This window comes from Secundilactobacillus paracollinoides (genome assembly GCF_001702155.1).
Lineage (GTDB): Bacteria > Bacillota > Bacilli > Lactobacillales > Lactobacillaceae > Secundilactobacillus > Secundilactobacillus paracollinoides.
In genome coordinates this window covers 1,030,718-1,053,257 of the sequence record NZ_CP014912.1, presented here as the reverse complement: position 1 = coordinate 1,053,257, position 22,540 = coordinate 1,030,718, and the positions used below count along the sequence as shown (strand labels likewise).

The window sequence follows — 22,540 nt, the reverse complement described above, 5'->3', positions numbered from 1 at the left end:
GTATGTAAGGAGATCTATTTATATGGCAAAACCTATGAAGCAATGCAACCATGCTGGGTGCCGTCAGCTGGTGCCCTATGACGTCCGTTACTGCGATAAGCACCAGCATAAGGCTAACGCCGAAACCTACCACAAGCGCATGTATGGCGAGTATGAGGGACGCTATCAGCAGTTCTATAAGTCATCTCAATGGCGTAAGTTGTCCCGGCGATTCCTAGAAAACAATCCAATCTGCGTGCAATGCTACCAAGATGGTGTGATACGCAAGGCTGATGTAGTGGATCATATCGTAGAGTTGCGTGATGATTGGTCACGGCGACTAGACGAAAGCAACTTACAACCATTATGCTACCGACACCATAATCAAAAGACTAAACAAGCTAGGGAAATACGACAAAAAGAGGGTAGCACAAGAAATAGCGTTAGGCCTTGATATGACTGCGATAGTCGGTAATAGATGTTGGTTGCGATTATACAGAGTATTCGCAAGTGAACATGGTTAGGTAGAGCTGAATTTTCAGCTGGACTTAGGTAGTATATCTGCGCAAAATTGCGCACATCTTTCAGCTGAATTAAAGATGGCTGGCTAAGTTAAACTTAGGTAGTATATCTCCCCAAAATTGGGGACATCTTTCAGCCGAGTTATTGAGCGGAATTTTCCGCTGTACTATCTGTGGTCGCAAGTTACGACCCCAACGCACTAACTTGGTGCATTAGCTGACCCGTTAAGATGACGGGATAGGTTGCTTTCGTGGCTCAATTTTGAGCCCCCAATTTTGGGGAGCTAAGCCGAATTTTCGGCTGAGTCGGCATTATGCAGACTTAGGTCTGCGTGGCTAATGTGAACACGCAGGTTCTATGAATGCCGGAGTATCAATGATATGGGGGCTATGAATGAACCGATAAGAGCGGGCACACTCCTTTCTGTGCGTAAATTTCCCTTTAAAAGTTTGATTTTTTGCCAATATTGACAGGAATCAGAAAATGTCTACTACTTTATGCGAAATTTGCATAAATAAAAAGCCAAGGGGTAAAGCATAACTATATGGAGTATGCTAACCAATAACAGCATACTATATATTGCACTTTTCCCTCGAAAGTGTTACGATTTACGTATAATAAACGAATTCCGAATATATGTGCATTTAAGCTACCTCAGCCATGCTGCGGTGGCTTTTTTGCATATAAATTTAGCGAAAGGAGCCCGAAAATGGGTCAAAAAATTAAGCAACTATCAACTCTAAAAAAACATCTAACGAACGAAGAACGCGACCAGCGTAAGGACGCCGAGACTGCCTTGTTTGATTACCCGTCACTCGATTTAACGCCCCCTGATTGGTTACATGACCGTGCCTTGACTGAATGGCAACGCGTTTCCCCGTACTTGAAAGCCAACACACCCATTAGCGAACTTGATCGGGCCCTTCTAGCAAGCTACTGCCGGGCTTATGCCACCATTCAGACTTGCGAGAACGATATTCGTAAGAATGGATTGGTTCAAACTAATCAGGAAACTGGTGCGCGCAAGCCTAACCCGTATGTAGCATTGCAATCTCAAGCCATGAAAGACTTAAAATCCTTGGCTAATGATTTAGGCATGTCATTATCTAGCCGGGCTCGTATGGAATTGAATAAACAGAAAGATGATACGCCGGAAGATTCTTTTGAGGCGATGTTGTCATGATTGAATACGTTGATCAAGTTTTGTCCGGTGAAGTGCTGGCTGGTCAAAAGATTAAATGGGCGTGTGAGCGATTTAAACGCGATTTGAGCCGTTCTAAAGAAGCGAGTTTTCCATTCTACTATGATGAAGAAGCGGCGACAAAAGCGGTTCAATTTATCGAATTAATGCCCAAAACGGACGGTACCAAGCTAACCATGCAGCCCTTTCAAAAATGGATTATCAGTGAGTTATATGGGTGGCGGGAAAAATTGACTGGCAATCGGCGATATGATCGAGCGCTCATTAGTATGGCACGCAAGAATGGCAAAACCTATCTCGCTTCTGGTATGGCCGCTAATGGCCTTTTAAGAGAACGTCAGCCCGCCCGTAACCGACAGGTATTATTCGTCAGCAACGCCCTTAAACAAGCTAAATTAGGCTACGATATGCTTTCAAGTGGTTTACGGCAAGTCCGTAAGCAGTCGAAGTACATGCGGCAACGCATTAAGGTGCAGAAACAAGCCATTACCGACCTAGAAACTGATTCGCAAGCCCTAGCCCTTGCTAGTGATACCAGTACACTTGATGGTTATGCCGGCACCACGGTTATTTTAGACGAATGGCATGAGGCTAAAGACCGTAAGGTATACAACGTCTTAAAGTCCGGTCAAACGCAAGAAGATAATTCATTGCTAGCGGTGATTTCCACTTCGGGGCTTAACCTCAACGTCCCCATGCACGCCGAATATGAGATGTTGACGGACGTTTTAAAGGGGAAGATTGAAGCTGATCGCTACTTTGTGGCAATTTGGGAACTAGACGACCGCGAAGAAGTTTACGATCAAGCCAATTGGATCAAGGCAAACCCGTTGTTCAGTGAACCACATGTTAAGCAACGCATGACGGAGAAAATTCAGGCCGATGTTGACCTTGCCATTAAGCAAAATAACCTCATTCCGGTGCTGGTTAAGAACTTCAATATGTGGTTGCAAGCCAGTGAGGATAGCTATATTTCTGCCGACGATTGGGCTGCTGGTAAATTAGATGAACTCCCCAATTTGCGGGGGCACGATGTGTATATTGGCATTGATTTATCAAAAAGTAATGATTTGACCGCGGTTAGTTGGCTGGTGCCAATTGGCAACGGTCAATTTTATTGTGATAGTCATGCGTTTGTGGGGACTAAATACGGCCTAGATTCTAAGATTAAACGTGATGGTATTGATTACCGATCGATGGAACGGGCGGGCGAGTGTAGTATCACCCGACTAGACAGCGGCATTATTGATTACGATGCGCTATTTGACTATGTACAGCAATTAGTCGGGCAATATAACTGGAAAGTGAAAGCCGTGGCCTATGATCCATACAACGCCCAAACCTTAATCACTAAGTTCGAAAAATTGAATTATCCTTTATTTGAAGTGCGTCAAGGGACGTTGACCTTGAATATTCCCACCCGAAATTTCCGTGATCAGCTGTATGCGGGTCACATTAAACACAATGGCAATCAGATTCTCGCTTATGCGGTCAATAACGCCATCTTGAAAGTGTTAAATAATGGTTGGCAATTGGATAAGGCACGCAATAGCAACCGAATTGACCCGATAGCGGCGTTAATTAATGCTTATGTGGCCGGTATGGACTATTACCAAGAAAGCGAGGCGAACCAACATGCGAACGAATATTATGCGACTGCGACAGATCTGTTCTAATTACCTATCTGCAATCCTGCTGATTATGGGGCTGATTCTGCTAGTCGTTGGTGTCGGTGGTTGGTTAGGGTGGTATGCAGCCATCATGCTGGCCGGAGTTAGCCTGATCGTTTTGGCACTACTGATTAATTATGAAGAAAAGGAGGTGAACCCATGAGCATTTTTGTTAAAGCAAGCACCACCAGTGGCACTCATGATCCAGTGGCTGACGCCTTGGTTAGTCTGTCTAGTAATGACCCCTATACGTTTGTGAGTGCGGCGGTGCTACGGAATAGCGATATTTATGCGGCCATTAATATTATCGCCAGTGATATTGCCAGCAACCCGATCGTTTGTGATACGGCCATTTTTAATACCATGATTAATCAGAACCCGAATAGCAATATGGACGGTTACCATTTTAAATATGCCTTGGCGGCCAACCTGCTTCTTAATGGCAATAGCTTCGCGGAGATTTTGCCTAATCACACCCTTAAACTGATTCCAAACAATCAATTGGTGGTTGAGCAAGACGATGTGAGCGGCAAGTTGACCTATACTTATACGCCAACCAGTGGAACGTGTCGTCAGATCGCGCCTAACAACATTTTGCATTTCAAATATTTCACCAAAGACGGGGTATCGGGGATCAGTCCACTATATGCCCTCAAAGATGAGCGCCAGATTCAGTCGGCCGGCAATAAATTGCTAACCGGCTTTTTTACTGCCGGCGTGCACGGCACCACCATTGTTAAATTGCACCAAACGGACTTAGGCAAAGAAGCCAAAGAAAACGTCCGAAAACAGTTTGATGAAACTACAACCGGAGAAAACGCGGTTAATACGATTGTCACTGATGATGGTATGGATATTAGCAATCTACCCTTAAATACCGATGTATTAAAGCTGGTCAATTCTAATGACTGGACGACCCGACAAATTGCTAAAGCCTTTGGCTTACCACCGGAGCGCTTAGGGGTTGAAAACGATCATTCTAACCAAGAGCAAAGTGGCGTGCAGTATCTACAAGGGACGTTACAGCATTACTTCGATAGCTTCACCAGCGAACTATCATTCAAGCTTGGCCATGACTTCACGTTCAATACGGACAAATTATTGAGCCTTGATCCGCAGACCCAGCAAGCCCAAGCGGTGGCTGGATTTACGGGTGGCATTATGAGCCGCAATGAAGCCCGGGCCAAGATTGGCCTGCCACCAACTGACGATGGCGATATTTTCCTAAACTTACAAAAGAATGGAGTGACTAATTCATGAAACAAGACCGACGGTTAACGATTGACGCCGAATTGCGAGCACAAACACCACAACCAGAAACACCCGAAGATGGGCCAGCTGAAAATTCAGCAGACCCGCAACCTAAAGGTTCCCAAACAAACAAGGGCAAAACAATTAGTGGTTACGCAATTGTATGGAACTCACCAAGTAAAGATTTAGGTGGTTTTACCGAGATCGTAACCCCCAAGGCGCTTGATGGTGTCGATTTATCAAACGTTCTTATGCTCAATAACCACGACTACACTCAAGTGTTAGCCAGTGTTAAGGCGGGAACATTAACGCTAGAAACGGACGACAAGGGGCTACATTTCATTGCGCAACTACCGAATACGTCGTTTGCTAATGATGTTTACGAAGAAGTTCAAAGTGGGAACGTTGATTCCTGCTCATTTGGCTTTGATAGTGACGACGACACCGACGAATGGACCAAAGATGACGATGGCAATATCACGCGCACCATTAATCAAGTCAAAAGTCTGTTCGATGTGTCAGTAGTGGCTGTTCCTGCTTACGACGATACGAATGTACAAGTTGATACGCGTAGTTACGAAAAATTTATCAATCAAGAAAAGGAGCCTGATAATATGGCAAAGCAAACAATTATTGATCCAAACACGAATGAAGATGACAACAAGACCGGTGTTCCTGCCTTTGAAGCTTATGTACGAAGCCACGGTGAAACCCGAGACGGATTGAATACGAGTGGTGCCAGTGCGGTTATTCCTAAGGAACTGATCACCCCTGTTTTCCAATTAAAGCAATCCACCTACAATCTCGCCCAATATGCGACGGTTAAGCAAGTCTCTAGTGGTTCTGGAACTTATCCTATCTCGACTAGTCGACAATCAGCCGTACTGGCCACCAAGGAAGAACTCGCCGATATTGCGGACGTTAATGCGAATATGTTTACGGAAGTGCCGTTTGATGTGAAGACCCGTGCGGGTAAAATTGCCTTATCTAATGAAGTGGTGGAAGACGCCGAAGTTGATATTGTTAGCGAAGTTAAAACACAATTACAACAATTGGTTGATAACACTGACAATACCCAAATTATGGGCCTGTTAACGGGAACCAGTTTCGCCAAAGCAACGGCTACCAATATTGATGATCTCAAAAAGATTTTCAATGTGGCGCTAGATCCCGCTTTGAGCAAAATGTGGTTAGTGAACCAGTCCGGTTTCAACTACCTTGATACCTTGAAAGATTCCGAAGGGCGTTACCTATTACAACCGAACCCAACGGCACCCAGTGGCTTCACCTTGTTAGGGGCGCCAGTCGTCATGATTAGTGACAAGTTACTGGCCAACAACGCTGACGGGACGTTCCCAATGATTGTAGGGGACTTGTCACAAGCCGTGGCTGTTTTCCGGCGTAACCAAGTAACCGCCCAATGGGACAAGTTCGACCAGTTCAGCCAAGGATTATCAGTGATCGTGCGGAACGATTATGAAGTGATTGATAAGTCTGCTGCGATTAATGTGGCACTAGGAACAGCAACCAGCGGTAAATAGAAGAAAATAAAGGGGTGTTAATTCGCCACTCCCATACAAGGGGGAGCCACTTTGGACACCCCCTATATACATAAATTAAAACTAAGGGGGAACGAATCGTTACCCCCACAAAGGAAGTGATGATATGGCTGTGACGGTTGATGATATTAAAACCAGCTTACGATTGGACTTGACCGAAGATGATACCTTAATTCTGGGCTACTTAGATTCTGCTAAGGAATATATTCAGACCGCTGTTAGCACTACGGCTGATTTAACCCAATATAAGCAATATGATTTTGCAGTGTCGTTGCTAACGCAATTCTGGTATCAAAACCGGGTGGTAGATATGAAGCAGACTCCTTACCAAGTAGTTAGCATGATCCAGCAACTCCGTGGGCTGATAAGTGAATAAAAAGCATTGATGAATTTATTTCACTTTAATATAAAAGAAGTGAAAATTATTAAATTTAATGTTATAATATAGGTGTCCTTGGGTAATTCATTTAATTCATTGTTAGTAAGGGAGTCGCAGATTGCGGCTCCCTCTCCTTATACATATATTTGGAATCAGAAAGTGTGATTCCAATGCGTCAAGATATTAAGAAGATTCGTAATCTATTAAAAGAGTATGCCAAACTAAAACAGGAAATTCGGACGTTTAGTCAGGTATCTAGTCCGGCTTTAAGCGTGGCTCCTAGTCACAGTGGCGGCAACGGCGTTGAAAATAGCCTCGTGAACCATGTTGACCTATCTTATCAGCTGAAAGAGGTCGATGACGCGCTAAATGCGATCCATGATCCGCAGTATCAATTTATCCTACACGATTATGTTATTGAGAAACGTTTCACCCGAAACGAGGCTTGCGAACGATTATCCGTTAACACCAGCAAATTTAATTATATGAAAAACTGTGCGCTTGAATTATTTAGGGTTGCATACAGCGAATTAAAGTGTTAAAGTTAGTTAAATTGACATGTTCGGAAGTTATAAGTATCATTCATCTTTGCTATCTATTATTTTCTTAGGTGTTAATTCAATTTGGTTACTTTGGTTTGATTCCTAGGAGGATATATATATGCAAAATGGTACTGTAAAATGGTTTAATGCTGATAAGGGCTTTGGGTTTATCACTGGTTCAGATGATAAAGATGTATTCGTACACTTTTCAGCAATTCAAACTGACGGTTTTAAGAGTCTTGACGATGGGCAAAAAGTTAGTTACGATGTTGAACAAGGCGATCGAGGACCTCAAGCGACTAATGTTGTTCCACAATAATTTGTCTAATATTATGAAGAACTGCTTTTGATGGAGCAGTTCTTTTTTTATTAAAGGCATACAGGAAAGCAATGTGATAATATGGATTTTATAGATGTTTATGGCATTAATCACGAAAATTGTACGCTTGTTACACCAACTAGAGAGTACAGTCGAATCAACATATTCATGGATTCAGTTGGGCGAAGATTTGTAGCTATGAGTCCTGATCCTGTACCTAGTAAATATGGCTCAGTAAATAGTCATTGGAAACGTGGCCGGCCATCTGAAGCACCGAAAGATTATTTTTATATTGATAAATAAAAAAACTGCTAACCAATTTGGCTAGCAGTCACTGCCCCGCGCAAGTATTAAGTCACTGGAAACAGTGGCTTTTTTGTTATATGTTTGGCTTACCAATTGGCTTACTTTTTTTGAAAAACAATGACATCTAATGACAACGGTACCGGCGTTAAAAGTACAAAAAAACCAGTAATCACGGTGCTTATGACACTGCATGAAAACTGGTTAATAGTATATGATGGGCAGTCAGGGGATCGAACCCTGGACCCACGGATTAAGAGTCCGTTGCTCTGCCAGCTGAGCTAACTGCCCATATCTTTAAAATGTGTTGCGGTTGATGTGTTGCTCAATCAATCAACGTTAAATATAATATCATGTAGATTTAGAGTTGGCAACAACTTTTTTGATTTTTTTTGCATTTTGTTGTTTTTTTTGCAAAAAAGCGTGATAGAACGGTGTTACCGGTGCTCTGCGTAATCAGGAATACTGTGATATAATAAGCGTTGTGTAGACCAATCGTCAACACAAATTCCTGAAATCGTTGGTTCAGGCCGTGCTACTTGAATCAATATTAACCGAAAAGCACTTAAAACAATAACTTTAACCTACTTGAAACGAATCGTTATCTGAAGGAGGATACATTCAGATGAAAAAAATTCTAGTTGTCGATGATGAAAAACCAATTACTGATATTATCAAGTTTAACTTAACAAAGGAAGGTTACGACGTCTCTGTTGCCCAAGATGGTGAAGAAGCGTTGCAACAAGTAGAAGAGGTCGACCCCGATCTGATTATTTTGGATCTTATGTTACCTGAGGTTGACGGTCTTGAAGTGGCACGTCAGGTGCGCATGAAGCACGATATGCCGATTATCATGGTTACCGCTAAAGACTCCGAATTGGACAAGGTCTTAGGGCTTGAATTGGGCGCTGATGACTATGTTACTAAGCCATTCTCTAACCGGGAACTGGTTGCGCGGGTCAAGGCAAACTTACGGCGTCAAAACACTGTTAGTACCGCTGCACCGGAAGAAGAGGAAAATAAGGATATTGAAATTGGCGACCTGGTGATTCACCCGGATGCTTATTCAGTATCGAAACGGGGTCAAAACATTGAGCTGACCCACCGTGAATTTGAATTATTACACTATTTGGCCCAACATATCGGCCAAGTCATGACCCGGGAACATTTATTACAAACGGTTTGGGGCTATGACTATTTTGGTGACGTTCGAACCGTTGATGTCACGGTTCGTCGTCTCCGTGAAAAGATCGAAGACAATCCAAGTCACCCAACCTGGCTCGTGACACGACGCGGGGTAGGGTACTATTTGCGTAACACCGATGGCGATGCCGCCCAAGCCTAAAGGGTTTGAGTGTCGGTTGTCGTTTTTAGCCTGAAGACTGGCTTTTTTGGTGTGTGCAAATTTGGTGACTACTATTTTCTTTCGGATGAGTTGGCTTACAAGAGAGCATTCTTTCTTGACCACCGTGCCGAAACGCGTTTCGGAAAACAGAAAGCTGCATGTAAGGCGACTCTGGCGTAGATGCCAAGTTCGGGCGTTTACGCCAGAGTCACCTTACACTCCGCTTCCTCCCGTTTTCCTCCACGCTCTAAAAGGGGTAAGCATTAAGTGAAACGAAAACTAAGATGGTACCAGTCGATTCAATTTAAGATTGCGTTTGTGTTTGCAATGATGCTGATCATTACGTTGGAAATTGTTGGGGCAGTGTTCGTTCAGCAGCTGGAATCACAAAACCTGCGAACGTTTAAGAACCAGATCTCCCTTCAACGCTACGTGAGCACGAATTTGACCAATGAATTGTCTCGGACAAGTACGACGTCTGCCAACAAGCAGATCCGCATTCTTCTGTCCGATGCCAACATCCCAAGTACGGCCAACACCGAAATTCGGGTGATCGATAACAAAGGCACCATTCGGGGGACGAACGAAGCCAATAATCAAACGATCGTTGGCCAAAAAACGACGGATAACGCCGTTAAAAAAGTCATTTATAATAACAGCGGCGGTAGTGAATCAACCACTTACGACGCCGAAACGAACCAGTACTACTACACGAAAATAACGCCTTTGATCAAGCAATCCAGCGGGAGCAGTACGCCCGTTGGGGTGGTGTATATCAGGGCGAGTTTAAAGAGCGTCTATAACAGTATCAGTCAGGTAACGACCATTTATTTGCTGGCTGCGATTATTGCGGTTGGCTTAGGACTGATATTATCGCTCGTTATTTCCCGGGCAATTACTGTGCCGATTAATGAAATGAAGGAGCAGACCCTGCGAATCGCTCGTGGGGACTACTCTGGTCAGGTGAAAATTTACGGAAATGACGAACTGGGGCAGTTGGCGATTGCCGTTAATAACCTGTCTGTTCGAGTGGAGGAAGCCCAGGAATCCACGGAATCTGAACGGCGGCGGTTGAACTCTGTGATGGCGCACATGACTGATGGTGTCATTGCGACTGACCGACGCGGAAATGTCACGATCATTAATGAAACGGCCGTGGAATTTTTGGATGTCGATTCCGATCAAGCAATCGGCCAATCAATTCTGGATATTTTGAATATCCGCAAGCAGTATACGTTACGTGACCTGTTGGAAGACCCAGATGAAATCATGCTGGACTTTTCGACTGACGACCACGACCTGATCCTGCAGGCCTACTTCTCACTAATTCAACGGGAATCCGGCTTTATCAGCGGGCTGGCTTGTGTATTGCACGATGTGACGGAACAGCAGAAGATCGATCAGGACCGGAAGCAATTTGTGTCCAACGTTTCTCATGAACTGCGGACGCCGCTGACCAGTGTGCGGTCTTACATTGAAGCATTGTCTGACGGCGCTTGGAAGGACCCTGAAATTGCACCGAAGTTCTTAAAGGTCACGCAGGAGGAAACGGATCGGATGATTCGCATGATCAACGACCTGTTGACCTTGTCGCGGATGGATTCCGGCACGCAGAAACTGAACCTGGAACTGGTAAACTTGAATGAACTGTTCAACTACGTGCTGAACCGGTTCGATATGATCATCGACTCAAACGAACAAAATGAACGCTCCGACAAGCACTACACGATCAAGCGTGAGTTTACAAAGCGTGATCTGTGGGTCGAGATCGATACTGACCGGTTCACGCAGGTGCTCGATAATATCATGAACAACGCCATCAAGTATTCGCCTGATGGTGGGGTCGTGACCTGTCGCCTGATCGAAACGCACAACAACGTCATTATGAGTATCGCTGACCAGGGTCTCGGGATTCCGCGCGCCGATATTCCGCACGTTTTCGACCGGTTCTACCGGGTCGATAAAGCGCGGTCGCGCGCACAGGGAGGCACTGGGCTTGGCCTGGCCATTTCAAAGGAAGTTGTCCAGTCACTAGGCGGTAAGATCTGGGTCGAATCTCGTGAGGGACACGGCTCAACGTTCTACATTTCACTGCCGTATGAACCTTATGATGAGGGGGACGATCTCTGGGATGAAGTTTAGACAATTACTACTACCAACTGGTCTTGGCGTTGCTCTGGTACTCAGTTTGGTACTTTCCGGCATGATGTGGACCAATCCGGCCCATTCAAATGGCAACAGTGGTACCAAGGTCACCAAAACGAGCGATAACACGAATAACACAACGTTCCAGGATATTTACTTGCCGTCCTATATCATTTCAACAAATAAGACCGGCAAGCAACAGATCCTGATCAATAGCCAGATCAACATTGTGTCACAGCTGCGCGATAAAATGAGCCGGTTCAAATCGACCAGCATTCAATCGGTCAGCCAAGGGTCCAGCAGCAAGTATTTGAAACAGTTACACCGCAAAAACACGCTGTTACTGAACTACGAGACATCGATGACCGTTAATTTCTTTCGCAAGGTGTTCCAAAATCATCTTAAGATTCCCAATATGCGGTTCAACTGGGTTCAGATCCTGTTGAATGATCCGAACCACCTGTATTTGTTAAATGATAAGAATTATCGGGTCGATCGGGTGACGCTGAAGGGCAACAACTCCAACAAACTCAAGAAGGTGCTGTCCGATCAAATGGTTCGGCACCAGGTCGACATTAAATTACTGAATGGCAAGCCGCTGGTCTACTATCCAAACGCGGTGAAGCTCAAAACGTACAGTTTTCAGCTCACGCAACAGACAGAGACTTACTATGCCAACCGAATTATGACCACTAATAATAGCAGTAGCGTTCAGGTCAAACGGCGAAAGAACAAGACCGAGTACAACGACCGCGGGTTCCGGCAAATGACCGTTGATCATTCAAATGACACGGTGACGTTTACCAACTACAACTCGAAGACGGGGTCCGGCAGTTTCCTTTCCACCATGAACCATGCCTATAAGCAGATGGTCATGGTCGGTATTCCAATGGACAGTATTCGGCTGTTCTACTATGACAGCGGTAACGACACCACGATTTTCCGGACTTACGTTGGCGGGATGCCGGTGTTTGACCAGTCCGGGTTCGGCGCAGTTCGGTTTACGACACTGGATCAAACGTCATACCGGATGTACTTCTCGCTGGATAGTTTGCAGGTTCCCATCCCACCTGAACGGTCAACGACGACGTTGATTTCGATGAAAACATTGATGGCGGATCTGAAAAACGCGGGTATCAAGCAGAGCAAGATCTCCGATATTAAATTAGGATATGAGTGGTCACGGGCGACCGATATCAAGAAGGCCGTCAATCTGTCGCCAACCTGGTACGTCTTGATCGACCATAAGTGGGAACCGTACACGGATGCCATCAATGACAACTAGGCTTGGGGGAAGGAGGACCAACTCATGAACTTTAAACGCATTCAGGGCATTTTCTTGATCATCTTCATCGCCATCGATGTTTTCCTGTTCGTCTTTTACAATCGCAGCAGCGTGACGAACTCCGATTCATCCAGCGGCAGCAACATTCTCGAAGAAATGCGAAAAGACCAAATTAGTTTTAATAAACCTGCCAACAGCGCGCATGAGGGGTTCTACTTCTCGGCGGATAACACCACCGCGTTGCGGCAGCAAGCCACTGGACTGCAACAACAGTCCTACCGGTTTGACGGCACGGAACTTGTGAGTGAATTTAAACGCACAGTTACCGTACCGAAGGGCAAGACGAAGAAAACGTTAGATAAGATCGTGGACAATCCTGTATTGGTCGCGTTTGGTGATTCGTACAGCTATAGTAAGCAGCTGTCCACCAACACAGAGGTCGTGTACGTGCAACGCGTGGCTTCCGGCCCAGTTTATTCCAAGTACGGCCAGATTCGGTTCACACTGAATAGCGAACGCCGAGTTGTCGGCTACAGTCAAAATTACCTGAGTGACGTTAAGTTATTGAAGGAAAAGACGAAGACGATCTCGGAGGAAAAGGCGCTGACGTGGCTGTACCAATATAACGAACTCTCAAACGGCGCGAGGGTCGACTGGGACAACCTCGCCTATACAAGACTGCTGACGGCCCGAGGGCAGTACGTGTTCATCCCAACGTGGGTCTTTGCAATCAGAATGAGCGGCTCATCAACTACGATCCTGAAGCGGGTGAATGCCTATACCGGTGAGATTATTAAGACCGGGAGTAATAATCAGAGTAGTAATTCTAATTCGGAGATTTTTACAATAAATTAGAGAGTGTGGAGCAAGGCGCTTTGAGGGCGGAGCGTAAGCTGACTCTGGCAGAAAATCCCGGGCCTGGATTTTTTGCCAGAGTCGGCTTACGCAGTAGCCCTCAGCCTTGCGGAACACGTTTCGGCTACGAGGCCAAGAACGCCAGTAGCCAGAACTTATCAGAAGACAAAACACGCAATCCCGGGCCTGGATTTTTTGCCAGAGTCCGTTACATGGCCGCCCCTTGCCTTGCGGAACACGTTTCGGCTCTGCTGCCAGAAACCACGTCGCAAGGCGCACTCGGCTGAATAAAAACTGGTTTTTAAAGTAGCATATAACTGAAATTCAAAAACAAAAACCCCTTAGCCCGGTTCGATTAGAACCGAAGACTGAGGGGTTTTTATTTTATCTTCTTAATTGCAACATAGCCGAAACGCGTTCCAGAAAACTGAGACCGGCTACGTAAGGACAGGCAGTGATAAATCCAAGCCCAGGATTTCCCACTACCTGTCCTTACGTTCTGGTCTCAACCCGTTTTCTTCCACGCTCTTAAGCTATTTTTATGCTTAATCAATTATCCTAACAATGGATTATCATGCCACCAGTCTCGCCAACGGTGGTTATTTCAGGAATTTGCAGTGACGGGAGGTTACATGGGGCACAGTGAAAAATAAAAAGGACCTAGGCTCACCAAGTCGTTTCCGTATAGATGTAACACTTATTCGTCCGGTTGAATAAAGTGGGTACCAGAAAGTGGTGCACCGAATTCCATCATCGGCCCCGCTTCCTTTAGCGTCCCCAGATCAACTGGTGCGTAGCCCATCTTTTCGAAGAGGGTGGCTGCAGTTTGCTTGCTGTCAGCATCATCACCACCGTAGAACAGAACACGTTTGCCGGCTGCTGTTTGCCCCGTCATATAACGGGCAAACAGGGTGTTGAAGGCCTTGATGACGTGGGCGTTGGGTGCTAAGTGGGCAACCAATTCGCTGCCGGGATAAGCCGGATCTGTATACGTGTCTGGACCCAGTTCGTTGGTCGCGTCAATAATGATCTTATCCGTCCAGTCTGGCGTTTGTGCTACCACGTCGGCAACGCCTGGACGAAGAACAGCCAGCACGACGATTGGTTGTTTACCCGCTTCGGCTGGTGTACCAGCTTTGGCATTAGGACCGAGTTCCTTAATTAAACCGCTGAGTGATTCTGGGCCATGGTTGTTGCTCATGATGACGGTGTTGCCAGCTGCTATGAGTTGCTTGGCCAGAGTTGCGCCAATGTGACCACTTCCGATTACGCCAATTGTTGCCATTGTGTCACGTCCTTTGCTGTTTTGAGTAAGTGTAGGTGTTTGGTGGGGCTGGGTCAACTGATTGGGCTTTTGGAGTAGTTGTTGTAGTCTGATTTTTTACAGTGTGCTGTCTTTCTATGTTGTTTTCAGTTTTCTGTGCTTTCATGCCCGATATGGTTTTATTGCTAGAGAATCGGTCAGCGTTGGTGCTTTGCTTATTTGGCGTCGAAACGTGCTCCTGAAGGGCAAGGGGCTACTGCATAAGGGCAACTGGGCACAAAAACCAGGCCCGGTTTTTTATGCCCAGTCGCCCTTATGCTCCGCCCCTTAACCGCCCTTCTTCCGCACTCTATAATTGCCTTTTTCCCCAAAATGCGGTCTAATAGTGAGTGACTAATAAATTAGCAGACAGCTGATCAAAAAAGTTTTCGCACATGGTGAAAATTCACCTTGTTGCGTCACCAGATTCAAGTAATTAAGGTAAAAGGAAGTAGAGAATGTGATGGAAAATGATGGGCTTAAAGTCTGCGTGCTGGCCAGTGGGAGTACTGGCAACTGCACCTATATCGAAACAAACGAGCACAAAGTCCTAGTTGATGCTGGGTTGAGCGGCAAAAAGATTGCCAACCTCATGGCCTCCATTGGGAAGGATATGAACGACGTTGACTCGCTGTTTGTCACGCACGAACATAGTGATCATCGCAAGAGTGTGGGCATCCTTGCACGTCGTTATCCTGGGCTGAACGTCTATGCGAACGAAGGCACCTGGGATGCCATGGCACCCAAAATTGGGAACGTGGCCACCGACCAGAAGAACCTGTTTGCGCCGGACACGACACTCAGTATGGGCGACCTGGACGTTGAAAGTTTTACGGTGTCGCATGATGCCGCGGAACCGCAGTTTTATGCGTTCCATAGTGGCGATAAGAGCTTTGTCATTTTAACGGATACTGGGTACGTCTCAGACCACGTAGAAGGCGTTATCAGCAACGCGGATGGGTACCTGATGGAATGTAACCATGACGTGGAAATGCTGCGGATGGGCGGCTATTCTTGGCCCCTGAAGCAACGGATCCTCAGTGACACGGGTCACTTGTCAAACGAGGATGGCGCGGATGTCATGATGGACGTTTTAGGCAACCGGACGAAGCGTATTTTCCTCGGCCATTTAAGTCGGGAAAACAACATGAAATCGCTGGCCCATTTGACCGTTGCCTCCATCATGGAAGACCACGATTTTGGCGTTGATCACGACTTCAAGATCCTTGATACAGATCCGGAAAAGGCTAGCGGATTAGTGACGCTTTAGGGTTACTTATAAAAAACTTACGTATTTGTAGCGTCATTATTCAAACATTTTTCATATTTTGAATTTAAAATAGAGTTATCACATACCGCAGTTAGGTATAAATTGAGAAGTTAAGGGAGGGAAGCGCATTTTTGCGCGATCTTATGGATAATCAACCGAATTCAAACGAACCAGAAGAACCAAAACGTTCAAACAATCGTGGGTTGTTAACAAAAGTTGCTGTTACGGCACTCGTTGCTGGGGCAGTCGGCGGTGGTGCCGTGTACGGCGGGGCCAACTACATTAGTAATCACAACTCATCGGCTGTACCAACCGGTTCAAATAGTGGTGGAACGGCGAAAACCAGCACCCTTAACGTGAAGGTCAATTCTCAGGCGTCAAAGGTGTATAAAGCGGTAAAACCAGCCGTTGTTTCCGTGATCAATCTGCAAAAGGAAAGTTCATCGTCTGATGGCCTGAGCGGCTTGTTCGGCAACAGCAGCAGTTCCTCCAGTTCAAGCTCTGACAGTACGTTACAAACGAGTTCTGAGGGCTCTGGCGTCATCTACAAGAAGTCCGGCAACGCCGCCTACATTGTGACGAACAATCACGTGGTTAGCGGGTCAAACGCGCTGGAAGTCGTTTTGAGCAATGGTAAGAAATTGACTGCTAAGTTAGTGGGTAAGGATTCCGTAACCGACCTGGCTGTGTTGAAGATCAACGGCACGGATGTGAAGAGTGTTGCCTCGTTTGGGAACTCCGACAACATTGAAGTCGGTGAAACTTCACTGGCAATCGGCTCGCCACTGGGCACCGATTACGCCTCATCGCTGACTGAAGGAATCATTTCAGCTAAGAAACGGTCCGTGACGACATCGAACGGGACAGCCACGGTTATTCAAACGGATACGGCCATCAACCCTGGGAACTCCGGTGGGCCGCTGCTGAACCTTGAAGGCCAAGTGATCGGGATCAACTCGATGAAACTGGCAACTGACAGTGAAGGGACCAGCGTTGAAGGGATGGGCTTTGCCATTCCAAGTAACGAAGTGGTCAACATTATCAACCAGTTGATCAAGAATGGGAAGATCGTTCGACCAGCATTGGGCATCAAGTATGTTGATTTGTCCGAGATCTCATCGGCACAACAAAAGTCTGTCTTGAAGCTGCCATCAAGCGTTTCAAACGGGGCCGTTGTGATGACGACGCCAGGGTCATCGACACCTGCCGGTAAAGCTGGTTTGAAGAAGTATGACGTCATTACCGCCATTGACGGTAAGAAGGTCACTTCAACGACCAGCGTCCGCGACCTATTGTACGAGCACAAGGTCAACGATACGATCAAGTTGACGTACTACCGTAATGGTAAGGAAAAGACGGTCAGCGTGAAGTTGACTGAAACGACGAGTCAGTTAAACAACTAATCATTAAAGAAAAATAACTTGAAAACGCCGCAATCGGACCAACCGGTTGCGGCGTTTTTGACGTGTTTTGAGAAAGTCGAATATTCGGGTTATTTACAACGGGAAAGATTGGGAAAAGTCGACTGTTTTTCGTCATAAACGCGAATGTAGTAAGCGGATTCCGCAGATAAATTTCGAAATCCGGACTTGTCCACCAGAACCTGTGGATAACTTTGGGGATAACTCAAATAGTGAGCAGAAACCTGTTATTAACAGGCTGAGCCAAGTTTTCGTTTTAATTTATTAACAGCCTGTGGATAACTAAACGTCAAATTTATCGAATTTGATGAAGACGTTGCTATTACGGCGTTTGTTCGGTAAAATGGAGACTGAAAACAGCTTGAAACCTAAATTGGTATACCTGAATTGGTATTAAAACGAACTGAGAAACGAAAGGGCTATCATGTGAATTAGCCTGTGGATAACTTTGTGGATAAGTAAGATGAGAAGGGAAAAGTTATGAACATTAAGTTAGTCGTTGTTGGTAAATTAAAGGAGAAGTACTTTAAACAGGGGATTCAGGAATACGCGAAACGCCTGTCACGCTTCTGTAGGTTTCAAATTATCGAGGTGCCAGACGAAAAAGCGCCGGAGTCATTAAGCGATGCTGAAATGGCCCAGGTCATGGCAAAGGAGGGCGAGCGGATCCTGGATAAGATCAAGGACCGCGAGTATGTCTTCGCGCTGGCGATTCTTGGTAAGGAGCGCACCTCCGAGGCGTTTGCTAAGGAGATCAAGGACCTCACCACCTACGGCCATTCAGATATTACCTTTGTGATCGGCGGGTCGCTGGGTCTGGATCCGTCTGTTTTGAAACGGGCAGACACGCAGATCTCGTTTGGGAAATTCACGTTACCGCACCAGTTGATGCGGTTAGTGCTGACTGAGCAGATCTACCGGGCGTTTATGATTAATGAGGGGAGTCCGTATCATAAGTGATGCGGGTTTTAGTTTCTAAAGTAGAATTAAACGAAAAATGGCAAACTGGCGGCCACATTAGAATAATTGATTGTTCAGTTAGAGAAATGAACGTACAATAAAGCTAATCATCAAAATACAAGTCAATTCCAGAGGAGCGAGTCATATGGCAAATGCAGTTATGGCAATTCAAGTATTACCAGAAGCAGCGTCAACAAAAGAGATGTTAAGGCTGGTGGATGTCGCAATCGCAGAGATCGATGCTAGCGGCCTTTCTTACGAGGTCGGTGCTTTTGAAACCACAGTTGAAGGCGATTTAGAGGCGCTCATTAAGTTGATCAATAAAATTCAAGTCTCTGTTACCGAAAGCGGCGCAGCAAAGATCAGCAACTACATTAAGTTGTCCTACGCACCCGAAGAACATATTTTGACCACTGATGAAAAGTTGGCTAAATATCGGGCACATAATGAAGAGCAACAAGGTTAGTCGTCTGTAGGTAAGGTATTGATACATAAACAGCCCTCAGCACTTTGGCTAAGGGCTGTTTATGTTGCTATGCTTAATTCGCGGCAGATTGGTTTGATAGTTGATTTAATTTTTTTCTAAGCTGTCAATCCAAAATTCAAAGTCGGATAGGGAGCCAATTGTTTCAAATTGATTCATTTCTACATCTTTTTTGCTTCATTAGCTATTGGTGATTCTAAAAAATAAACGATACGGCCTTCGTTATTTGCCGCCTTCAGTAAAGACAAGCGAAGATATTCAGGAATAATTACCCCTGTTGGGCTAAGTTCGCTTTTGCCTGTTAATGGATAACTGGACTGACTCGAGTTGAAACGGCTATGTCTTTGATGATTTTGTTATTCATTTACGACACCTCCATTTTTTTACAGGTTACCATACTCTCAGCCGTTGTTATCAGTGCTTGTTCATTGATATCGATGACGCGGATGGTCTAATCTGACGGCAGCCACAGTAGCGGCTCACCAGTTTAAGTGATTAAACATCAGCAAAATGTTCCACATGAAACTTTATACTTGCGCTCGCAACTAACTAAGCATATAATACTGCCATTATGGCTATTAAAAGCCCTCATCACTCTTAATCGATGAGGACTGCGGATACCATAGCGTTGAGAGGAAGAACGCAATGACAGCACTTAAAATTAACAACCGAAGTTACCGTGACTTTCAGATTCCAGAAGGGTACCAGGTCGTTTATGATCAACTGGTCTCTCGGAATGGCAAACAGGTGCATCTTCGTCGGTATCAGCCAGCTGACTTGCCGGAGGAAGCACTCAATCGTGAACATGTGACCGTCATGTATGACGACGATGGGTTTCTGTACTCGTACAATGCGTTGACGCATCCGCTTTCCGGGCCAATGCCTGACGAGAAAGAAGCGTACGGAATCGCTGAACACGTGTGGCAGGACGTTGATCCTGACTACCGCAAACGGCTCGAACAGTTGCGCATCTTGGACGGGCAAACGCGGTCATATGTGAACGCAGCTGGCGAAACGGTATCGTTCCCATTACTCTGGGCAAAGTACGCAAACACAATTGATTATGGCAGTTATGAATGGATCGGTCTAGGACCAACTAGTGAGATCGTCGAATTCGAGCGGTTGAACATTTGGGATTACCCTGCTGGTCGGCAAAAGACGGAAATGTGGTACGGTGATGATTGGATCTTGGCCCATCGTGGTCAGGGCCCGCAGTTGAAAGCACCGCTGCCAAAGGCTTAATCACACAAACCAATAAAACACCCGATGGTCGCTGATGCGACTGTGGGGTGTTTTTTACTGTTATGAAGTCAGCTAGGTTGCCTAGTTGTTTGATTCGCTACCTTGCGAGTTCCTAATCAGCGGCAACGTCACAACTGACAAGACCAGCAATACCAGGGCTGCGATAAAAATCGCGTGAATACTATTAAACAGAACGTTGCGCAAGGTTGCGACCAACCCACTAGGGATTAGTTTTGCCTTTGCTGGATCAACTAAATCGTTCATCAAGGCTGCCTTGCTGGTCAGATGATGCAGGGCCAACCAAGCGTGGTCGATCCGGTCACAATGATGAGCGCTTCAAAAAGCTTGATGACGGGTGACCTGTGGGATTATCTGACTGATCAGATGAGCCGTCAAGCTCGCTTTGAAAAATTATTTGCGTACCACGTTGTCGGTAATTTGCTCGTGCGAAAGCCAACGGTTTTTGCTTTAGCAGACGGCAGGCAAGCACATGAACTGATGGAAAGTGGTCAGAGTGCTAGGAAAATTGTCTTAAAGCCCTGAGTAGCAATCTGGATAGTATTTAAACATAAAAAAGCACGTTAGCTAACCTCATTCAGGGTAGCTAACGTGCTTTTAAATGACAGACTATTTTCCGGTTTCAGCTAATTCCAGTAATCGTGCTCGTAATGCATCATCGTAGGCGGTCAAATATAACCCGTACTTTCCGCGCTTGATCAAAACGTTCAGCACATTCGCAATAAACGCCTTGTATTCATCGCGGCTAAAGGTCATATCCTTGCGCTTCTTGAAGACTTCCTTGTGGGAGTACTTTTCAGGAATCACGGTCATCGTGTCCGTTTTGGCATCGTAGCCAAAAGATGGGCCAATGATCATGCCGACGTAGTTGAGGTCGAATCTCTGCAGCGTGTAAATGGTTCCGACTTGGGTGATTGAGCCTTCCCGCTTTGCCCACGGCGTGCGTTGCGGATCTCATTCGTCCCACGGCAGGCTGAACGAGTCCATTTCAACGTTGTGACGCCCGTCGATCCGCGGAAAGCCAGATGTGGCCACGACTCGGCTCATGCCGACTTCCTTGTTACGGGCCTTGATTTTTTCAAACAGGGCGCCCGCAGTATCGAAGACCTTGTATTCGAAGGTGCTGTTGTCGGGGAAGGGTTTCATTGGTTTTTCGGCCGTCAGATCGTCCATCCACGCAACTTGTTCGTTGCTGGCGACCATCCGATACTGAAAGTTCATGTCGAACTGCTTATAAGGGTGGCGACCGATGGTTTTAAACAGGAGGTCCTTGTCCCAATACATCTTAGATTGAAATACCTGTTCAAAATCGTAAACGGCCACGACGACCTGGGCCAGATCCATTAAATCAGTCAGCTGGTTTTGCCCGCGATAGTGTGCGTAGGGTTCTGATTTTGAGTACAACAAGTGTGCTTCATCGACGAAGATAATGTCGTACTTTTTGTGGTTCTTTTGCGCATCGTTGATCAGCGAGGTTGGCCGGCGAATGGTGCTGACGTCCATGCCAGGAATCGCGGTGCCCATTTCACGATAGGCTTTATAAAGTTCCGGGTGATTTACGACCAGCGCTGTTTTGTAGCGCTTATTGGTCATGTACTGGCGGACGAGTTCCATCAAAACGACGGATTTCCCGGTCCCAGCGGCGCCTTCGATGATGGCGATCGAGTGGTCCTTGCCGTGAAGACCTTGGCCGATGTAATCGTTAATGTCGGTGATGACAGTTTTTTGGTCGTCGGATAGATCATCGACGAAAAATTGTGCCTTTAATACCTTGTTCATTGGTTTAGTCATGGTATGCTCCTAATCTGTATGTCGCTCTTAATGTCTGGTAAAAAGCCTTTTCCATTATATCAGTTAAACACAATCGTGCTGAAATTTCTTTCGTCGGCACCGCGATTTACAGCAGGTTGGCCACGTGTGTTCGGGATGTGCGAATCGGGAGCGTTGTGGGCACTGAATTTGAGAAACAGTCTTATAATACGGGCAGAAGCACAATATCTACTTTGGAGGAGACGATATGATGGCAACATTAACGGATGATATGAAGGCATACATTGCCCACAATTTAGGCTTTATCGCGACAGTTGATGAAAACGGCGAACCGGATCTGGGACCAAAAATGAGTTTGCGCGTTTTGGACGATCACCGACTGATCTACAACGAAATGACAGGTAAAACGATCATGAAGGACATTGATGCCAACGGAAAAGTACTGGTGGCTTTCGCCAATCTAAAAGAGATGCGCGGCTACCGTTTTGGCGGCAAAGCTATTCTGTATCGCGAGGGCGAGTACTTTGAGAATGCCCAAAAATGGGCGGAAGAGGGGCATCATCCGGCACCGAAAGCTGCTGGTGTGATCGATATTGACACTATTTGGACACTGGATCCCGGTCCTAAGGCTGGGGAACTGTATCAAGAATAAAAACAACAGACAGGTCGTTTACAGGCTGACTGTACGCCGGTTTTAAACGACCTGTTGATTTAAAA

General features: G+C 45.9%; 22 protein-coding genes, 1 tRNA gene and 1 pseudogene. 20 read left to right on the top strand and 4 right to left on the bottom strand.

What is annotated here, in order from left to right:
- Window positions 1–22: 22 nt before the first annotated feature.
- The 9 genes from AYR61_RS04435 to AYR61_RS04395 all read left to right on the top strand — a co-directional run bounded on the left by AYR61_RS04435 (window position 23) and on the right by AYR61_RS04395 (window position 7,422).
- Window positions 23–433: an HNH endonuclease signature motif containing protein gene (locus AYR61_RS04435; protein WP_054711944.1), complete on the top strand. Its 411-nt coding sequence runs from the start codon at window positions 23–25 to the stop codon at window positions 431–433.
- A 777-nt stretch (window positions 434–1,210) separates the two neighbouring features.
- Complete coding sequence (locus AYR61_RS04430; protein ID WP_054711942.1) at window positions 1,211–1,684, top strand: phage terminase small subunit P27 family; 474 nt, start codon at window positions 1,211–1,213, stop codon at window positions 1,682–1,684.
- Window positions 1,681–3,378 (top strand): terminase large subunit, encoded by a 1,698-nt coding sequence (locus AYR61_RS04425; protein WP_065901855.1) that lies wholly within the window; start codon window positions 1,681–1,683, stop codon window positions 3,376–3,378. The genes AYR61_RS04430 and AYR61_RS04425 overlap by 4 nt, the downstream gene beginning before the upstream one ends.
- Window positions 3,338–3,535 carry a hypothetical protein gene (locus AYR61_RS04420; RefSeq protein WP_042522387.1) on the top strand — a complete coding sequence of 66 codons (198 nt, stop codon included), beginning with the start codon at window positions 3,338–3,340 and terminating at the stop codon, window positions 3,533–3,535. Before AYR61_RS04425 ends, AYR61_RS04420 begins: the two co-directional genes overlap by 41 nt.
- Window positions 3,532–4,632, top strand: a complete 1,101-nt coding sequence (locus AYR61_RS04415) for a phage portal protein (RefSeq protein ID WP_054711797.1) — start codon at window positions 3,532–3,534, stop codon at window positions 4,630–4,632. The genes AYR61_RS04420 and AYR61_RS04415 overlap by 4 nt, the downstream gene beginning before the upstream one ends.
- Window positions 4,629–6,164: a phage major capsid protein gene (locus tag AYR61_RS04410; RefSeq protein ID WP_054711795.1), complete on the top strand. Its 1,536-nt coding sequence runs from the start codon at window positions 4,629–4,631 to the stop codon at window positions 6,162–6,164. The genes AYR61_RS04415 and AYR61_RS04410 overlap by 4 nt, the downstream gene beginning before the upstream one ends.
- Window positions 6,165–6,288: 124 nt before the next feature.
- Window positions 6,289–6,558 (top strand): head-tail connector protein, encoded by a 270-nt coding sequence (locus AYR61_RS04405; protein WP_065901853.1) that lies wholly within the window; start codon window positions 6,289–6,291, stop codon window positions 6,556–6,558.
- A 173-nt stretch (window positions 6,559–6,731) separates the two neighbouring features.
- Window positions 6,732–7,103, top strand: a complete 372-nt coding sequence (locus tag AYR61_RS04400; RefSeq protein WP_054711791.1) for a hypothetical protein — start codon at window positions 6,732–6,734, stop codon at window positions 7,101–7,103.
- Between the two features lie 118 nt (window positions 7,104–7,221).
- Window positions 7,222–7,422 (top strand): cold-shock protein, encoded by a 201-nt coding sequence (locus AYR61_RS04395; protein WP_042522391.1) that lies wholly within the window; start codon window positions 7,222–7,224, stop codon window positions 7,420–7,422.
- A gap of 521 nt (window positions 7,423–7,943) precedes the next feature.
- On the opposite strand, the gene AYR61_RS04390 is transcribed toward AYR61_RS04395, so the two are convergent.
- A tRNA-Lys gene (locus tag AYR61_RS04390) sits at window positions 7,944–8,016 on the bottom strand.
- 334 nt (window positions 8,017–8,350) lie between these two features.
- Between AYR61_RS04390 and yycF the strand changes: the two genes are divergently transcribed.
- The 4 genes from yycF (at window position 8,351) to AYR61_RS04370 (ending at window position 13,355) form a co-directional block, all read left to right on the top strand.
- Window positions 8,351–9,070, top strand: coding sequence for a response regulator YycF (gene yycF / locus AYR61_RS04385; protein WP_065901851.1), 720 nt, complete (start codon window positions 8,351–8,353; stop codon window positions 9,068–9,070).
- A 267-nt stretch (window positions 9,071–9,337) separates the two neighbouring features.
- The gene (gene walK / locus AYR61_RS04380) at window positions 9,338–11,212 is read left to right on the top strand and encodes a cell wall metabolism sensor histidine kinase WalK (protein WP_083220030.1); all 1,875 of its coding nucleotides are present in this window, start codon (window positions 9,338–9,340) and stop codon (window positions 11,210–11,212) included.
- Window positions 11,202–12,500: a YycH family regulatory protein gene (locus tag AYR61_RS04375; protein ID WP_065901849.1), complete on the top strand. Its 1,299-nt coding sequence runs from the start codon at window positions 11,202–11,204 to the stop codon at window positions 12,498–12,500. Before walK ends, AYR61_RS04375 begins: the two co-directional genes overlap by 11 nt.
- A 24-nt stretch (window positions 12,501–12,524) precedes the next feature.
- Window positions 12,525–13,355: a two-component system regulatory protein YycI gene (locus AYR61_RS04370; RefSeq protein ID WP_056987344.1), complete on the top strand. Its 831-nt coding sequence runs from the start codon at window positions 12,525–12,527 to the stop codon at window positions 13,353–13,355.
- A 697-nt stretch (window positions 13,356–14,052) separates the two neighbouring features.
- Here AYR61_RS04370 and AYR61_RS04360 read toward each other — a convergent pair.
- Window positions 14,053–14,640, bottom strand: coding sequence for an NADPH-dependent F420 reductase (locus tag AYR61_RS04360; RefSeq protein ID WP_054711782.1), 588 nt, complete (start codon window positions 14,638–14,640; stop codon window positions 14,053–14,055).
- A 481-nt stretch (window positions 14,641–15,121) separates the two neighbouring features.
- Between AYR61_RS04360 and AYR61_RS04355 the strand changes: the two genes are divergently transcribed.
- From AYR61_RS04355 to AYR61_RS04335, 5 genes are all read left to right on the top strand, one after another.
- Window positions 15,122–15,928 (top strand): MBL fold metallo-hydrolase, encoded by an 807-nt coding sequence (locus AYR61_RS04355; protein ID WP_065901847.1) that lies wholly within the window; start codon window positions 15,122–15,124, stop codon window positions 15,926–15,928.
- Between the two features lie 143 nt (window positions 15,929–16,071).
- Entirely contained in the window at window positions 16,072–17,331 is a 1,260-nt protein-coding gene (locus AYR61_RS04350) for a S1C family serine protease (RefSeq protein ID WP_083215579.1), read from the top strand.
- Between the two features lie 498 nt (window positions 17,332–17,829).
- Window positions 17,830–18,309, top strand: coding sequence for a 23S rRNA (pseudouridine(1915)-N(3))-methyltransferase RlmH (gene rlmH, locus AYR61_RS04345; RefSeq protein ID WP_054711778.1), 480 nt, complete (start codon window positions 17,830–17,832; stop codon window positions 18,307–18,309).
- A 145-nt stretch (window positions 18,310–18,454) separates the two neighbouring features.
- Window positions 18,455–18,775 (top strand): thiamine-binding protein, encoded by a 321-nt coding sequence (locus tag AYR61_RS04340; RefSeq protein WP_054711775.1) that lies wholly within the window; start codon window positions 18,455–18,457, stop codon window positions 18,773–18,775.
- Between the two features lie 663 nt (window positions 18,776–19,438).
- The gene (locus AYR61_RS04335) at window positions 19,439–20,035 is read left to right on the top strand and encodes a hypothetical protein (protein ID WP_054711773.1); all 597 of its coding nucleotides are present in this window, start codon (window positions 19,439–19,441) and stop codon (window positions 20,033–20,035) included.
- Between the two features lie 81 nt (window positions 20,036–20,116).
- Here AYR61_RS04335 and AYR61_RS04330 read toward each other — a convergent pair whose 3' ends face one another.
- Window positions 20,117–20,299, bottom strand: coding sequence for a hypothetical protein (locus AYR61_RS04330; RefSeq protein ID WP_056987345.1), 183 nt, complete (start codon window positions 20,297–20,299; stop codon window positions 20,117–20,119).
- Between the two features lie 21 nt (window positions 20,300–20,320).
- Between AYR61_RS04330 and AYR61_RS04325 the strand changes: the two genes are divergently transcribed.
- A complete protein-coding gene (locus tag AYR61_RS04325) occupies window positions 20,321–20,578 on the top strand; it encodes an MDR/zinc-dependent alcohol dehydrogenase-like family protein (protein WP_156319364.1) in 258 nt (85 codons plus the stop codon).
- 84 nt (window positions 20,579–20,662) lie between these two features.
- Here AYR61_RS04325 and AYR61_RS04320 read toward each other — a convergent pair.
- Window positions 20,663–21,832: pseudogene (locus tag AYR61_RS04320) on the bottom strand (DUF2075 domain-containing protein).
- Between the two features lie 241 nt (window positions 21,833–22,073).
- Here AYR61_RS04320 and AYR61_RS04315 point away from each other — a divergent pair.
- A complete protein-coding gene (locus AYR61_RS04315; protein WP_054711801.1) occupies window positions 22,074–22,475 on the top strand; it encodes a pyridoxamine 5'-phosphate oxidase family protein in 402 nt (133 codons plus the stop codon).
- Window positions 22,476–22,540: the final 65 nt, after the last annotated feature.

Coding starts and splice junctions, on each gene's coding strand:
- yycF (WP_065901851.1), top strand. CDS start 8,351: ATGAAAAAAATTCTAGTTGTCGATGATGAAAAACCAATTACTGATATT.
- AYR61_RS04355 (WP_065901847.1), top strand. CDS start 15,122: ATGGAAAATGATGGGCTTAAAGTCTGCGTGCTGGCCAGTGGGAGTACT.
- AYR61_RS04415 (WP_054711797.1), top strand. CDS start 3,532: ATGAGCATTTTTGTTAAAGCAAGCACCACCAGTGGCACTCATGATCCA.
- AYR61_RS04340 (WP_054711775.1), top strand. CDS start 18,455: ATGGCAAATGCAGTTATGGCAATTCAAGTATTACCAGAAGCAGCGTCA.
- AYR61_RS04430 (WP_054711942.1), top strand. CDS start 1,211: ATGGGTCAAAAAATTAAGCAACTATCAACTCTAAAAAAACATCTAACG.
- AYR61_RS04360 (WP_054711782.1), bottom strand. CDS start 14,640: ATGGCAACAATTGGCGTAATCGGAAGTGGTCACATTGGCGCAACTCTG.
- AYR61_RS04435 (WP_054711944.1), top strand. CDS start 23: ATGGCAAAACCTATGAAGCAATGCAACCATGCTGGGTGCCGTCAGCTG.
- AYR61_RS04325 (WP_156319364.1), top strand. CDS start 20,321: ATGATGCAGGGCCAACCAAGCGTGGTCGATCCGGTCACAATGATGAGC.
- AYR61_RS04405 (WP_065901853.1), top strand. CDS start 6,289: ATGGCTGTGACGGTTGATGATATTAAAACCAGCTTACGATTGGACTTG.
- AYR61_RS04420 (WP_042522387.1), top strand. CDS start 3,338: ATGCGAACGAATATTATGCGACTGCGACAGATCTGTTCTAATTACCTA.
- AYR61_RS04370 (WP_056987344.1), top strand. CDS start 12,525: ATGAACTTTAAACGCATTCAGGGCATTTTCTTGATCATCTTCATCGCC.
- AYR61_RS04410 (WP_054711795.1), top strand. CDS start 4,629: ATGAAACAAGACCGACGGTTAACGATTGACGCCGAATTGCGAGCACAA.
- AYR61_RS04400 (WP_054711791.1), top strand. CDS start 6,732: ATGCGTCAAGATATTAAGAAGATTCGTAATCTATTAAAAGAGTATGCC.
- AYR61_RS04375 (WP_065901849.1), top strand. CDS start 11,202: ATGAAGTTTAGACAATTACTACTACCAACTGGTCTTGGCGTTGCTCTG.
- AYR61_RS04395 (WP_042522391.1), top strand. CDS start 7,222: ATGCAAAATGGTACTGTAAAATGGTTTAATGCTGATAAGGGCTTTGGG.
- AYR61_RS04315 (WP_054711801.1), top strand. CDS start 22,074: ATGGCAACATTAACGGATGATATGAAGGCATACATTGCCCACAATTTA.
- AYR61_RS04425 (WP_065901855.1), top strand. CDS start 1,681: ATGATTGAATACGTTGATCAAGTTTTGTCCGGTGAAGTGCTGGCTGGT.
- AYR61_RS04335 (WP_054711773.1), top strand. CDS start 19,439: ATGACAGCACTTAAAATTAACAACCGAAGTTACCGTGACTTTCAGATT.
- rlmH (WP_054711778.1), top strand. CDS start 17,830: ATGAACATTAAGTTAGTCGTTGTTGGTAAATTAAAGGAGAAGTACTTT.
- AYR61_RS04330 (WP_056987345.1), bottom strand. CDS start 20,299: ATGAACGATTTAGTTGATCCAGCAAAGGCAAAACTAATCCCTAGTGGG.
- AYR61_RS04350 (WP_083215579.1), top strand. CDS start 16,072: ATGGATAATCAACCGAATTCAAACGAACCAGAAGAACCAAAACGTTCA.